The sequence below is a fragment of the Tepidimicrobium xylanilyticum genome, from assembly GCF_900106765.1.
GTDB lineage: Bacteria > Bacillota > Clostridia > Tissierellales > Tepidimicrobiaceae > Tepidimicrobium > Tepidimicrobium xylanilyticum.
In genome coordinates, this window is record NZ_FNNG01000003.1 from 190,402 (window position 1) to 205,178 (window position 14,777).

Consider the following 14,777-nt stretch of genomic DNA (forward strand, 5'->3'; position numbering starts at 1 on the left):
AGAGCAGCTATCTTTTAGATAGCTGCTCTTCTTTCTTAATGAGGATATTCTGTATTAAGCTCCATATCTTATCCCTATTAATATAATTTGATGAGGAATAGGGTAATATAAGGTTTAAATCCTCTATCTGCAATTTGTCTTTAATAATCTTAATATTTTTCTGGTATTTTCCCTTCGATATTTTGTCCGCCTTTGTAGCTATAACTATCCCTGCAAATCCAAATGTTCTAATCCAATTATACATCATTAAATCCTGTTCTGTTGGTTCGTGCCTTATGTCTACCAACTGGATTACTTCGACTAAATTTCTTCTAGTATTTAAATATTCCTCTATTATATAGCCCCATCTCTCCTTTTCCTTTTTAGACACTTGAGCAAACCCATAACCGGGCAAGTCCACAAGTCTTAATCTCCCATCTATATTGTAAAAATTTATAGTTCTAGTCTTCCCAGGTTTGCTACTAGTTTTTGCTAGATTTTTTCTGTTTAATAGGGAGTTAATAAAGGAAGATTTTCCTACATTAGATCGCCCAACAAGAGCAATTTCCGGTAATCTATCATCCGGATACTGTTTTACATTTACAGCTATTTTCTCTAATTCAGCTTTAATCACTTTCATTGTCCTCTTCCTTTTTGAGCCCCTCTTTAAGCAACGCATGCTCTAAAACTTGGTCCATGTTCTTTATTAGTACGAATTCTAGTTTTTTCCGTATGTTCTCTGGAACTTCTTCTAAATCCTTACTATTCTCATGGGGAATTAAGACCTTCTTTATTCCGACCCTATAGGCTGCTAAAACTTTTTCTTTTATGCCTCCAACTGGCAATACTCTGCCACGCAGGGTTATTTCTCCAGTCATTGCAATACTACCGTCTACAGGTCTGTTGGTTAAAGCGGAAATTGCTGCTGTAGCCATAGTTATTCCTGCAGATGGCCCATCTTTTGGGATTGCTCCCTCAGGTACATGAACGTGGATGTCCATTTCCTTATAGAAATTGCTATCTATCCCCAGTTTGTCTGAATTAGCTCTAATATAGCTTATACCTGCCATAGCTGATTCCTTCATTACATCTCCTAATTGGCCTGTCAACTGCAATTTTCCAGTACCCTTCATTGAATTTACCTCTATAGAAAGGGTATCTCCACCAAAAGCAGTCCAAGCTAATCCAGTTGCTACTCCCACTTGATTTTCTACACTTCCTAGACCATCCCTATACTTTTCCACTCCTAAGAATTTATGAAGATTACCAGTATTAACCTTTACCTTATCAACATTGGTTTCAACAATTTTTTTTGCTGCCTTTCTGCATATATTAGCAATATTCCTTTCTAAATTTCTTACTCCTGCTTCTCTAGTATAGTTGTTGATTATTTTTTTCAATGCCCTATCCGATATAACTAAATTTTCCTCTTTTAGTCCATGTTCCTTCAATTGTTTAGGCAATAGATGATTAGTAGCAATCTTAAACTTTTCCTCATCAGTATAGCCGCTTATCCTTATAACTTCCATCCTATCCAATAATGGAGCGGGTATGGAATTTACCGTATTAGCTGTGGTGACGAATAGCACCCTAGATAGGTCGAAGGGTAGCTCTAAATAATGGTCTGTAAAGCTACTATTTTGTTCCGGGTCTAATATTTCTAATAAAGCACTGGCTGGATCTCCTCTATATCCAGTACTTAACTTATCGATTTCATCGAATAGAAAAACAGGATTCTTAGTGCCAGCTTTTCTAATTAGTGAAATAATTCTTCCTGGTATGGCTCCCACATAGGTTCTCCTATGTCCTCTCATTTCTGCTTCGTCCCTTACTCCTCCTAAGGACATACGTACGAACTTTCTACCTAAAGATTCAGCAATTGATTTGGCAATAGAGGTCTTCCCAACTCCAGGAGGCCCTACTAAGCAAAGGATTGGCCCTTTCATATTGCTTGTAAGCTTTCTTATGGAAATAAACTCCAATATCCTTTCTTTCACATCTTTTAGACCATAATGATCCCTGCTTAAAATCTCCCTTGCCCTCTTAATATCTACTATATCTTTCGTCTCCTTATCCCATGGTAGTTCTACTATCCAATCTAGATAGGTCCTAATAACGGCTGTTTCCGCAGAATGAGTAGACATTTTATCCAATCTTTCTACTTCCTTTAACGCCTTTTCCTTTACTTCTTTAGGCATTTTAATCTTTGCAATCTTATTCTTATACTCTTCTATTTCCTCATCTAACTCATTTTCTTCTCCCAGTTCTTTTTGTATGGCCCTTAATTGCTCTTTTAAATAATACTCTTTTTGAACCTTACTAATCTGCTTTTTAACCCTTTGATTGATCTTTTCTTCTATCCTTAATAATTCTATTTCTTCTTGTAATATGGCGTAAAGTACTTCTAATCGCTTATAAAAGTCAAAAATCTCTAATATCTTTTGATGATTTTCGATTTTTAAATTCATATAAGAAGCTATTACATCAGCTAACCTTCCGGGATCCTCAATATCAGTAATAGTTAGCAATATATCAGGGGATATTCTGCGACTTAAAGTTAAATATTCCTCAAAGTTGTTAACTACTAAACGCATAGCTGCTTCCATTTCTTTGTCTACTGTTATTTCTTCTGGATCATAGGAATATTCCTCCACTAAAACTTCATAATATTCATCTTCTTTAACTATTTCTACTATTTTCCCTCTGTTTATTCCCTCAACTAATACTCTTATACTACCGCCGGGCAGTTTTAACATCTGTTTTATTTTAGCAACAGTCCCTATATGATAAAAATCTTCTGGTGATGGTTCTTCTATCTTAGCGTCCTTTTGAGCACATAAAAAAATCAATGAATCATCTATCATAGCCTTTTCCAAAGCGTTAATAGATTTTTCTCTACCTACATCAAAGTGGATTACCATGTGAGGAAATACCGACATACCTCTCAAAGGAATAAGGGGTATTGTTTTTTTCTGCACAACATAAGGGTTTTTGTACATAACCTCACTCCTTATCTATAGATAATAGAAACTACTTTTTAAATTGAAACAAGTGAGAAAAAAGGCTCACGGTCTAGTGAGCCTTTTTATGATACTGATTCCTTGTTATCTTTTTTCCTAGCCCTATTCTTTGCTTTTCTTTCTGATAATACCAAAGTTGGTTCACCATTAAATTCAATGGTTTCTTTAGTAATAAGGCATTTTTCTATCTCTTCTCTGGAAGGAATCTCATACATTATATCCAATAGGATTTCCTCAATTATACTACGAAGCCCTCTTGCACCAGTTTTTCGTTCAATGGCCTTCTTGGCGATGGCCTTTAACGCTTCTTCTTCAAAGTCTAAGTCTACTCCATCCATGCTGAATAATTCTTTATATTGTTTAACTAGTGCATTCTTAGGTTCTGTCAATATTTTTACAAGGGCGTCTTCATCCAATTCCTCAAGAGTAACTATTATGGGCAATCGTCCTACAAATTCAGGTATTAGCCCATATTTTAGTAAATCTTCAGGCTGTATCTCCTTTAGTAAATCTCCAATATTATAATCTTTTTTACCCTTAATTGTAGCACCAAATCCCATTGATTTAGTATCTATCCTGTTTTTAATTATCTTGTCTATTCCATCAAAGGCTCCACCAACTATGAACAAGATATTAGTTGTATCTACTTGAATGAATTCTTGATGAGGATGCTTCCTTCCACCTTGAGGAGGTACATTGGCAACAGTGCCCTCAAGAATTTTTAATAAAGCTTGTTGTACTCCTTCTCCACTTACATCTCTTGTAATAGAAGGATTCTCAGTTTTTCTAGCAATTTTGTCTATTTCATCTATATATACTATGCCCTTTTCAGCTCTTTCTATATCATAATCTGCAGCTTGAATAAGCTTTAGAATAATATTTTCCACATCTTCACCAACGTATCCAGCTTCTGTTAAAGAAGTTGCATCTGCAATTGCAAAAGGTACGTTTAGTATTTTAGCCAAAGTTTGAGCTAGTAAAGTTTTTCCAGAACCCGTTGGTCCAATCATAACGATATTGGATTTTTGTAATTCTACATCATTATTTTTGGATGGTTTTCTATTTATCCTTTTATAATGATTATATACAGCAACAGCCAACGCTTTCTTTGCTCTTTCCTGCTTTATTACATATTCATCTAAAGTCTCTTTTATCTTCTTGGGCTTAGGAAGTTCCCTTACTTGATAATCGAAACTTTCAATAAATTCTTCATCTATAATCTCTTGACACAATTCTATACACTCATCACAAATAAATACATTTGGCCCAGCAATAAGTCTACGAACCTGATCTTGAGGTTTACCACAGAAAGAGCAGCGTAGCTGTTTATCATCATATTTGGCCATCATGACACCTCACTTAATATTTTTTTCTTGATATTACCTCATCTATTATACCATATTCTTTTGCTTCTGAGGCAGTCATAAAGAAATCTCTATCTGAATCCCTAGCAATTTTTTCTAAAGGCTGCCCAGTTCTATCACTTAATATTTGATTTAATTTTTCTCTAGTACGGATAATCCTTTCTGCATGAATTCTAATGTCTTCCGCTTGACCTGAAGTTCCTCCTAATGGTTGATGTATCATAATTTCAGCATTTGGAAGTGCAAATCTCTTTCCTTTTGCACCAGATGCTAATAGAAAGGCACCCATACTAGCTGCCATACCAATGCAAATTGTAGACACATCTGGCTTTATATACTGCATAGTATCGTATATTGCAAATCCAGCTGTTATTGAACCTCCAGGACTATTTATATAAAGTTGTATATCCTTATCTGGATCTTCAGCTTCTAAAAATAATAGTTGTGCTACTACCAAATCGGCAGTAACGTTGTTTATTTCTCCCCCTAAGAATATTATTCTTTCCTTTAATAGTCTAGAATATATATCATAGGACCTTTCGCCTCTATTAGTTTGCTCAACGACTATAGGAACTAATGCCATACATACCCCTCCTAAATCTAATTTACCTTAGCATTGTTAACTAATAATTCTATGGTCTTATCCCTCATTATACCCGTCTTCAGGAATTCTAAATCCCCTTTTTTCATATTTTCCTTGAATTTTTGGGCATCTTCTTGATTGTATTCTTTTGCCATCTTTTCCAGTTCCTCATCTAGATCTTCCTCAGTAACTTCTAAACTTTCTTTCTTTGCTATAGCTTCTAAAACTAGATCGGTTTTAATCCTTCTTTTCGCTACAGGGGTCATTTCTTCTTTTAAGGCATCTATGCCAGTATTAGTTAATTCAAGATATCGATTTATATCTAAACCTTGTAGTCTCAACCTATAGTCGAATTCACTTATCTCTCTTTCAATTTGACGACTTATCATAACCTCTGGTATATCTACTTCAGCAGAATCAACGACTTTTTCAATTATTTTATTTTCAAGTTCTCTCTTTTCTTTTTCCTCAGCTTCCTTTTCCAATCTTTCTCTTATACTATTCTTAAATTCCTCTAATGTTTCAAATTCACTTACATCTTTGGCAAACTCATCATCTAATGCTGGTAATTCCTTTTCTTTCACTTCATGAATAACCACTTTGAATAAAGCTTCCTTTCCTTGTAAGCTCTCTTCAAAATAATCTTCAGGGAAGGTTACTTTGACTTCTACCTCATCTCCTTTTTTTCTACCAATAAGCTGTTCTTCAAAGCCTGGGATAAATCTATTGGAACCTATTTCAAGGACTTGCTTCTCAGCTGTTCCACCTTCAAATTTTTCTCCATCTATATAACCTTCAAAATCTATAGTAAGTATGTCCCTTTCTTTAGTTTCTCTGTCCCCAGCATCTATAATCCTACCATTCATTTCTTGAATTGCTTTTAATTCCTTCTCTACATCTTCATCTGTAACATTATACTCTACTTTTTCAACTTCTATACTTTTATATTCTCCCAGTTTTACCTCTGGTTTAATAGTTACCTCTACCTTTACTATAACTGGTTTTCCTTTCTCCAACTGCTCAATATCCACTTCTGGAGTATCTACTGGCTCTAATTCCAAATCTTCTACGGCTTTATCATAAACTTCTGGTAAAAGTATATTTAATGCTTCTTCATAAAATACACCCTCACCATAATTCAATTCGATTATCTTTCTTGGTGCCTTACCTCTTCGAAACCCGGGGATGTTAAATCTATTTCTGTTTTTCAAATATGCCTTTTGTATAGCTTTTTCAAATTCATTTTGGTCAATTTCAATATTAAAAAAAGCTTTATTATTTTCCTTTTTTTCTAGAACAGAATTCATTACATTGTCCTCCCTAAACTTAATATTTATTAACATTTAAAGCTAACCTATTATACCATAAAATTATACCAATTAAAATATTATTATCCCATTCATATGTATTATATCATAAATTAGTGCAATATTAAAAAAACCAATGGCATGACCACTGGTTATGTCTGGTGCGGGAGAGAGGACTTGAACCCCCACGTCAAAGACACTAGATCCTAAGTCTAGCGCGTCTGCCAGTTCCGCCACTCCCGCTTATGAAAAATTCTTACCTTATCATTATAGCATGTATTTAATTTATGTCAATAAGATTTAAAGATTTTTTATATTTTTTTATAAATAATATTATCTCGTCATTAAAGTCCCCAAATGCACATAAATTAAAGCCTGAAGCCCTCATTTATAATAGAGCCCAGGCTATGTTAATTTATAGTAAAATTAAATACTTTAATATATTTTCATAACATTAGATATTCCATCTATTTTAGATAGAAATTTAAAAAAACATAAACAAATACGCTCATTACAAGTACCCCTATTAAAACCAAAGGCATTATCACCTGATATCCTGCTATTATCATAGCTAGGATATCCTTTCTCGTAAATTCAAAGGGTTCTTCATCGTTTTTTTTATCCACTTCTATCTTTACATCTCTCTCGTATTCTCTAATTGGCTTTCTACTCGGCAAAGTGACACGCGACAAAATGTTCTCCTCCTAAATCCCTAAATTCCGGAACTACTTCTTTACAAATATCTTTAGCGTACATACATCGGGTATGGAATTTACAGCCAGACGGTGGATTTGCTGGACTTGGTATATCTCCCTCAAGTATAATCCTATCCCTCTTCATAGTTGGATCTGGCACTGGGATAGCTGATAAAAGAGCTTGAGTATATGGATGTTTTGGACTATCAAAGAGGGCATTCTTTTCTGCCAATTCAACCAATGAACCTAAATACATAACTCCAACTCTATGGGAAATATATCTAACAACTCCTAAATCATGGGAAATAAACATATATGAAATGTTTAGCTCCCTTTGTAAATCTGTAAATAAATTGATAACTTGAGATTGGATAGAAACATCAAGAGCTGAGACAGGTTCATCTGCCACTATAAAAGATGGATTTAATGCCAAAGCTCTAGCAACACCAATCCGCTGCCTCTGTCCTCCAGAGAACTCATGGGGATATCGATTCATATGATATCTGGCCAAACCACATTTATTCATAATTTCAACCACATAGTCTTCTAATTCTTTTCCCCTTCTATATAGCCCATGTTCAACTAGAGCTTCCCCTATTATTTGAGATACGGTCATCCTAGGATTTAATGAGCTATAAGGGTCCTGAAATACTATCTGCATTTTTCTTCTTAATTCTTTCATCTGATCCTTCGAAGCTTTTAATACATCTATGCCCTTAAAAGTTACCTCTCCTTCTGTAGCTTCATACAACCTTAACAAAGTTCTTCCTAAGGTAGATTTCCCACATCCTGATTCTCCTACTATGCCCAATGTCTCGCCTTCTTTAATGAATAGGGAAACATTATCCACAGCCTTAACTTCCCCTACTTTCCTCTTCAAAACTCCTTTTGTCACTGGAAAATATTTTTTTAAATTTTTCACTTCTAATAAAACTTCGCTCATTGTCTAGTCACCTCCTCAGCTCTTATACAGGCAACCTTATGTCCAGGTGCTATTTCTCTTAATTCAGGTTGGGCATGTTTACATTCTTCTACGGCATACTTACATCTAGGATGGAAATAGCATCCTTTTGGTAGATATAATGGATTTGGTACCATTCCTGGGATGGTCTCTAACCTTTGCCCTTCCTTAACCAAAGAAGGAATAGAGCCCATAAGTCCAATAGTATAAGGATGTCTTGGATTTTTAAACAATTCTATGATAGGTGCATCTTCAACTACTTTCCCAGAGTACATTACAATAACATGATCTGCCATCTCTGCAACAACTCCTAAATCATGAGTTATTAGCATAATGGATGTATTCAATTTATTTTTTAAATCATTCATGATTTCTAATATTTGAGCTTGTATTGTTACGTCCAAAGCTGTAGTAGGTTCGTCAGCAATTAAAAGTCTAGGTTGGCAAGCTAAAGCCATAGCTATCATTATCCTTTGTCTCATTCCACCAGATAGCTGGTGAGGATATTCATCAACAATCCTTTCTGGATTAGGAATACCTACCAGTCTAATCATCTCAATTGCCCTTTCCCTAGCTTCTTCCTCACTTAATTTCTGATGAAGCATTAATACTTCTCCGATTTGGTAACCTACAGTAAATACCGGATTTAAAGATGTCATTGGCTCCTGAAATATCACAGAAATATTATTCCCTCTTATTTCACGAATTCGCTTATCCGATACCTTAGTAAGGTCCTCTCCTTCAAATATAATCTCTCCGTTTACTATCTTTCCTGGCGGATCTGGTATTAAACGAAGTATAGACATGGCAGTTACACTTTTACCGCACCCTGATTCTCCTACTATCCCTATGGTTTTTCCAGAATCTACTGAAAAGCTAACTCCATCTACAGCTTTTACCACTCCATCATCTGTATAAAAGTAAGTTTTTAAATCCGTAACTTCTAATAATTTAGACATATTCTACCCTCCTATCCTTATTTAGACTTGGGATCTATAGCATCACGTAGCCCATCACCAAGCAAATTTATACTCATAACTGCCATAAATATACACAATCCAGGCGGTAACCATAGCCATACTCTATTCTTTAGCACATATATATCCCGTGCGTTTTGAACTAAGTTACCCCAAGTAGGCACTGGTGGTGTCACCCCAAGACCAAGGAAAGATAGTCCAGCCTCACTAAGTATTGCTCCCGCCATTCCTAATGTGGCACTAACTATAATATATCCGACAGTATTTGGTATTAGATGCCTCCAAATAATTTTTCTGTCTCTTATACCTAAAGCTTTGGCAGCAAGGATAAATTCTTGCTCTCTTAAGGAAAGTATTTGTCCTCTAACCATCCTAGCAAGACCAGGCCAACTTAACAATCCTATAATCATCATAACTATATACATTTTATGTTCTGGCTTAACACGAACTCCTACTACAGCAGATATGGTAATTGCCAAAGGCATGAAAGGAAAGGACATGACTATTTCAACTAACCTCATAAGCAAGTTGTCTATCCAGCCTCCATAATATCCTGCTAATCCTCCCACTAAAGAACCTACTATTACTTGAATTATAACAGCAAAAAGTCCCACTTTCATGGAAACTCTTCCACCGTATAAAATTCTTGCCAAATAGTCTCTACCTAACTCATCTGTGCCTAATATATGCTCTTTAGATGGTTTTTGGTTGATTTTAGTAAAATCCATTTCATAAGGATCATGTGGTGTTAAATAAGGTGCAAATGCTACTGCTAACACCATTAAAACTAGTATTATAAGACCAGCCATGGCAACTTTATTTTTTCTAAATTTTCTCCTCACTAATTTCCAGGGAGTTAATATCTCCTGCTCTTTCTGGCTATTATCATCTATTTGACTCAGTTTTTCATCTTCAATTATTTTACTTTTATCAGTCATGTTTACCCTCCTTTGACTAATCAGTTTTAATTCTTGGGTCTACAAGTGCATAGCCAATATCTGCTAATAGATTACCAAGTAAAGTCAGTAATGCAAAAAACATATTAAGTGCCATCAGCAAGTTGTAGTCTCTATTATTAATTGCATCCATCATAACATTTCCTATTCCAGGCCATATAAATACTCTTTCCAAAATAACAGCCCCTGAAAAAAGTGAAGGTATAGTAAACCCTATTATTGTTACAATAGGAATTAAAGCATTTCTAAATGCATGTCTATATATAACCACCTTCTCTTCTAATCCCTTTGAACGAGCTGTACGTATATAGTCTTGATTTATAACTTCCAACATGCTAGTCCTAGTATATCTGACCAAACTTGCCAAACTACCTATAGTTAACACTACCGCTGGAAGTACTAGATGGTGAAGTATATCTTTAATCCTAGCCCAACCTACTGCATTACTGCCAGGTGTTACCATTCCATTGATTGGAAATAGATTTAATTTAACTGCAAAAAAGTAAATTAATAATAATCCAAAAAAGAAAGTGGGCATAGATATTCCAATAATTGAAAAGACTGTCCAAAAATTATCCGTTCTAGAATATTGTTTAACTGCACAGATGATTCCAATAGGAATAGATATAACAAAAGCAAATAAATATACTACTATATTCAGTATGAAAGTATTTTTTATGAATACTGGTATAACTTCTTTAACTGGTCTTTTATAAATATATGAATCTCCAAAATCGCCTTTCACAGAACGTTTTAACCAATTCCAATACTGAACAGGCAAAGGTTTGTCCAAACCTAATCTAGCCCTTTCTGCTGCCCTTTGCTCTGCAGTTGCTTTAGGATCAAGATTGGCACCTACAGGATCACCAGGAGCCATTTTAATTATTGCAAATATGAGAATAGATATAACTATAACGACAGGTATTAAATGAAGTACTCTTCGTACTATATATTTTAGCATGATTCCCCTCCTTAAAAGTGTTATCGCTTTAACGGTTTAAAGTTATCCATTATATAGCATAAACCCGGTGGCTTAAACCGGGTTTATGCTATATTGTTACTAAACAAGTTAACATTTTATATAGATACTATTCTAATTCAACGCTTAGAATTATATCTGGAGAAGTGAATTTTTGATATGGGGATGTATTAAAGTTTTTAACCCTCTTATTTACAACATCCCAGTTTTCACCTTGATTAATGAACATATAAGGAAGTTCTTCATTTATCAAGGCAGCCCATTCTTGGTATATTTGAGCACGTTTTTCTGGGTCCACTTCTCTTCTTCCTGCTTCAAGTAGCTCATCATTCTTTTCATTCCTAAAGCCCATACAGTTAAATCCTCCAGGAACATCTGCTGAACTATGGAATATTTCATAGGAATCTGGATCTATGCTTAGAGACCATCCCATATTATACATTTCAAATTCTCGTTTATCAAATACTTTTTCAGATAGAGCATTGAATTCCATCAAATTCGCTTCAACTTTAACACCTATTTTTTCCCAGTCAGCTTTTAACATAGGAATTAATGTTTCAACATATCTACTTTCAGTATAGGTATCCCAGATAAACTCTAGTCTTTGACCATCTTTTTCTCTTACTCCGTCTGGCCCTTCTTTCCAGCCAGCTGCCTCTAAAATTTCAATAGCTTTTTCTGGATTATATTCATAAGCATTAACATCCTCTGAATAAGCCCATGATACTTGTGAAATTGGTTGGTTACATACCGCACCATAGCCTTGATAGTAAACATTTACGAATTGCTCACGATTAAATCCATATACTAAAGCTTGACGTACGTTCTTATCAGAAAGCCTTGGATCTCTTAAATTGAACCCCATATAATAATAGCTATTTCCAGGGAAGCTAACTATATTTAAAAATCCTGTTCCTTCAATAATTTCTTTGTTTTCATTATTCGTTGCAGCTGCCAACTGAACATCTATAGTTCCCTTCTCAAGCTCAGACATATAAGTCTCTGGAGTAGTGAACTTAAGTATTAACTTAGGCACTTTTGGTGCACCTAAAAAGTAGTCTTCATTTCTTTCAAATTCTACATATTGTTTCGGCTCAAATTTAACTAATTTATATGGTCCTGAACCAAGTGGTTCAAGCATTTTAGCCTTTGCTGTTTCAATATCTCCTTTTTCAAAACCATAAATATGTTTTGGCATTATTCCTATACTAAAATTCCAAATATTTGTTGCCAATCCTTCTGTAAAAGTAAATTCAATTGTATGGTCATCTATTACCTTAATTCCTTCTACATCTGTAGCATCACCATCATGATACTCTTTATATCCTACTAAATCAGAAACATATGAAGTACGTGGACCATCATACTTTGGGTCACTTAAAAGTAAATAAGTAAACTTCACGTCTTCAGCTGTAAGTGGTTCTCCATCTGTGAACTTAACATCTTTTCTTAAATAAAATGTAAAGGTTTTATTGTCATCTGTTTCCCACTTTTCAGCTAAATGAGGTACTGGATTACCCGCTGCATCATTGCTAATAAGGCCATCAAATATTAAATCTACTACATAACCATCATATACTGATGATGAAAAGCCAGGCATAAACTCACCTTTTGCCTCACTTGTACCTATAATTAATGTATCTGCTGCATCTGATCTGCCCTTAGCTGGATTATTTACATCATCAGCTGGAGTTTCAGTTTCTACTGGTTCTCCTTCACCAACGTCAGCTGGTTCATCTTTTTGGCCGCAGGCTGCTAGAAAAATTGATAACACTAGTACCAAGGCCAATAACACTGCTAACTTTCTTCTCATTAAAATACTCCCCCTTTTACTCTTATTTGAATATTATTAATTTATTGTATTATACCACTAATCTTTTAATTCTGTCAATGAGAGGTATAATACAATACAATTAAAAGCAAAATGTAATAAATAACAATTGCTTTAAAAGGTTAAAATTATAGCCTTTGAATCTAATTGCGTAATATAATCAGATAATTCTTATAAATGAATGTTAAAAAAAATAGTACATAATATCGGACTCTTATAATATAGATATTCTACAATCCTAGTAATTATCCTTCTAAAATATTTGTCGTATTTTATTGTATTTTTGTAATTTTAAATAGAAGTTTTATTTTTACTATTATAACATATACTGTAGCAATAATGTAAGTATGCATCCATATTTTATTCATTTTAATAAGCAATTTAATAAATTATAAAATATGTTAATATTTTGTAATATTTGTAATTAAATAAAGGATTTTTTGAGTATATCTTTAATTTAGTAAATATAAATATTATGGGGTGGTGCTGTGGATAAAATTGATAATGAAATCCTTCAATTGTGCACTGATTTTTTATTATTATTGGAAAAGTTAAAGGAAATGGGAAGGATATCCGAAATTGAATTTGAATCACATGTTAAACTAAAAAAACGATTCATCCATCAAGAAAAGAGCAAGCTTTCTACTTAGAAGGCCTGCTCTTTTAATATTATTTACAAATATTAGCTTCCTAATCTTTCCTTAATTAATTTTGCTAATTCCTCTGCTACTTTTTCTATTTTTTCTTTGTCTTTTCCTTCTATCATTACTCTAACAAGGGGCTCAGTTCCTGAAGGCCTTATTACCACTCGCCCTTTACCATGGAACATTTTCTCTATTCTTTCGATTTCCTCTCGTATCTTTTCATCTTCAAGATAGGAATTCTTCAATTCATTTTTCACTCTTGCATTTACTAATATTTGGGGGAAATTAGTCATTAAGCTATTTAGCTCAGATAATTTCTTACCTTCCTCTTTCATAATTTGGATCAATTGTAGAGATGTTAATAATCCATCTCCTGTAGTATTATGCTCTAAAAATATTATATGACCTGATTGTTCCCCTCCAAGTACGTAATCATTATTAATCATTTCTTCAAGTACATACCTATCTCCAACGGCAGTTTTTACTATGTCCATCCCTTTACTCTTTAAATATTCGTCTAATCCCATATTGGTCATTACTGTGCCTACTACTTTGTTATTCTTTAGCTTACCTTTCCTATTGAGATAAGTACCACAAATAGCAAGTATATGGTCTCCATCTACTATATGGCCCTTTTCATCTACAGCTATGAGTCTATCTCCATCTCCATCGAAAGATAAACCTATATCAGCTTGAGTTTCCAATACTAAAGATTTAATCATAGATGGATTAGTAGACCCACATTCCACATTTATATTGCTACCATTTGGCTTATCATTTATGACTATTATCTCTCCGTTCAATTCTTCTAATAATATAGGTGCTATCTTAAATAAAGCTCCATTTCCACAGTCAACGGCTATTTTTATCCCTTTTAAATCCCCTTTTATGGTGGATTTTAAATGATTAACATAATGTTTATATCCTTCTTCTTCTACTATTACCTGCCCAATATCTTCACTTATAGGCCTTAAGTCTATGTCCTCATCTTTTAAGACCAGCTCTTCAATCTCCTCTTCTACTTCATCCCTTAACTTAAATCCATCACTATTAAAAAACTTTATTCCATTATATTCTACTGGGTTATGAGAGGCAGATATGACAATACCTGCTAATGCATCGTATTTTTTTGTCAAATAGGCTACTGCTGGAGTTGGAACAACCCCTAAAGATATTACATCTAATCCTGTGGAGCAAATTCCTGCTGTTAATGCGGCTTCCAACATATCTCCTGATTTTCGAGTGTCCTTGCCAACCACTATTTTTCCCTTTTTACCCTTTGATAATATATAAGCTCCTATCCTTCCTACTTTAAATGCCAGCTCTGGAGTCAAATCCTTATTTGCAATTCCCCGTATTCCATCCGTACCAAATAGTTTTCCCATGTTTGAACCTCCCAACTAAAATATACAGTATAATAATAACACAAGTTTTATCAATGCACAATTATTATTCAATTGACAATTGACAGTGAACAATTC

At 34.2% G+C, this 14,777-nt stretch carries 13 protein-coding genes and 1 tRNA gene; 1 reads left to right on the forward strand and 13 read right to left on the reverse strand.

Going from position 1 to position 14,777, the window contains the following annotated elements; genetic code table 11:
• Positions 1-7 precede the first annotated feature (7 nt).
• The 12 genes from yihA to BLV68_RS05210 all read right to left on the reverse strand — a co-directional run bounded on the left by yihA (position 8) and on the right by BLV68_RS05210 (position 12,634).
• The gene (gene yihA, locus BLV68_RS05155; protein WP_093751511.1) at positions 8-619 is read right to left on the reverse strand and encodes a ribosome biogenesis GTP-binding protein YihA/YsxC; all 612 of its coding nucleotides are present in this window, start codon (positions 617-619) and stop codon (positions 8-10) included.
• Positions 606-2,978: an endopeptidase La gene (gene lon, locus BLV68_RS05160; RefSeq protein ID WP_093751513.1), complete on the reverse strand. Its 2,373-nt coding sequence runs from the start codon at positions 2,976-2,978 to the stop codon at positions 606-608. The genes yihA and lon overlap by 14 nt, the downstream gene beginning before the upstream one ends.
• A gap of 86 nt (positions 2,979-3,064) precedes the next feature.
• Complete coding sequence (gene clpX, locus BLV68_RS05165) at positions 3,065-4,345, reverse strand: ATP-dependent Clp protease ATP-binding subunit ClpX (RefSeq protein WP_093751515.1); 1,281 nt, start codon at positions 4,343-4,345, stop codon at positions 3,065-3,067.
• Between the two features lie 13 nt (positions 4,346-4,358).
• On the reverse strand, positions 4,359-4,946 hold the full coding sequence (clpP, locus tag BLV68_RS05170; RefSeq protein WP_093751517.1) for an ATP-dependent Clp endopeptidase proteolytic subunit ClpP: 588 nt from the start codon (positions 4,944-4,946) through the stop codon (positions 4,359-4,361).
• Positions 4,947-4,963: 17 nt separating this feature from the next.
• Positions 4,964-6,253 carry a trigger factor gene (gene tig, locus BLV68_RS05175; protein WP_093751519.1) on the reverse strand — a complete coding sequence of 430 codons (1,290 nt, stop codon included), beginning with the start codon at positions 6,251-6,253 and terminating at the stop codon, positions 4,964-4,966.
• A 159-nt stretch (positions 6,254-6,412) separates the two neighbouring features.
• Positions 6,413-6,496, reverse strand: a tRNA-Leu gene (locus BLV68_RS05180).
• A gap of 224 nt (positions 6,497-6,720) precedes the next feature.
• A complete protein-coding gene (locus BLV68_RS05185) occupies positions 6,721-6,945 on the reverse strand; it encodes a hypothetical protein (RefSeq protein WP_143035248.1) in 225 nt (74 codons plus the stop codon).
• Positions 6,920-7,891, reverse strand: a complete 972-nt coding sequence (locus BLV68_RS05190) for an ABC transporter ATP-binding protein (RefSeq protein WP_093751523.1) — start codon at positions 7,889-7,891, stop codon at positions 6,920-6,922. Before BLV68_RS05190 ends, BLV68_RS05185 begins: the two co-directional genes overlap by 26 nt.
• Entirely contained in the window at positions 7,888-8,868 is a 981-nt protein-coding gene (locus tag BLV68_RS05195) for an ABC transporter ATP-binding protein (RefSeq protein ID WP_093751525.1), read from the reverse strand. The genes BLV68_RS05190 and BLV68_RS05195 overlap by 4 nt, the downstream gene beginning before the upstream one ends.
• 17 nt (positions 8,869-8,885) lie before the next feature.
• The gene (opp4C, locus tag BLV68_RS05200; RefSeq protein ID WP_093751527.1) at positions 8,886-9,824 is read right to left on the reverse strand and encodes an oligopeptide ABC transporter permease; all 939 of its coding nucleotides are present in this window, start codon (positions 9,822-9,824) and stop codon (positions 8,886-8,888) included.
• 16 nt (positions 9,825-9,840) lie between these two features.
• The gene (locus tag BLV68_RS05205) at positions 9,841-10,803 is read right to left on the reverse strand and encodes an ABC transporter permease (protein ID WP_093751529.1); all 963 of its coding nucleotides are present in this window, start codon (positions 10,801-10,803) and stop codon (positions 9,841-9,843) included.
• A gap of 127 nt (positions 10,804-10,930) precedes the next feature.
• Complete coding sequence (locus tag BLV68_RS05210) at positions 10,931-12,634, reverse strand: peptide-binding protein (protein WP_093751531.1); 1,704 nt, start codon at positions 12,632-12,634, stop codon at positions 10,931-10,933.
• Positions 12,635-13,140: 506 nt separating this feature from the next.
• On the opposite strand from BLV68_RS05210, the gene BLV68_RS15410 reads away from it, so the two are divergent.
• Positions 13,141-13,302: a hypothetical protein gene (locus tag BLV68_RS15410; RefSeq protein ID WP_159428621.1), complete on the forward strand. Its 162-nt coding sequence runs from the start codon at positions 13,141-13,143 to the stop codon at positions 13,300-13,302.
• A gap of 32 nt (positions 13,303-13,334) precedes the next feature.
• Here BLV68_RS15410 and glmM read toward each other — a convergent pair whose 3' ends face one another.
• Complete coding sequence (glmM, locus tag BLV68_RS05215) at positions 13,335-14,681, reverse strand: phosphoglucosamine mutase (RefSeq protein WP_093751533.1); 1,347 nt, start codon at positions 14,679-14,681, stop codon at positions 13,335-13,337.
• Positions 14,682-14,777: the final 96 nt, after the last annotated feature.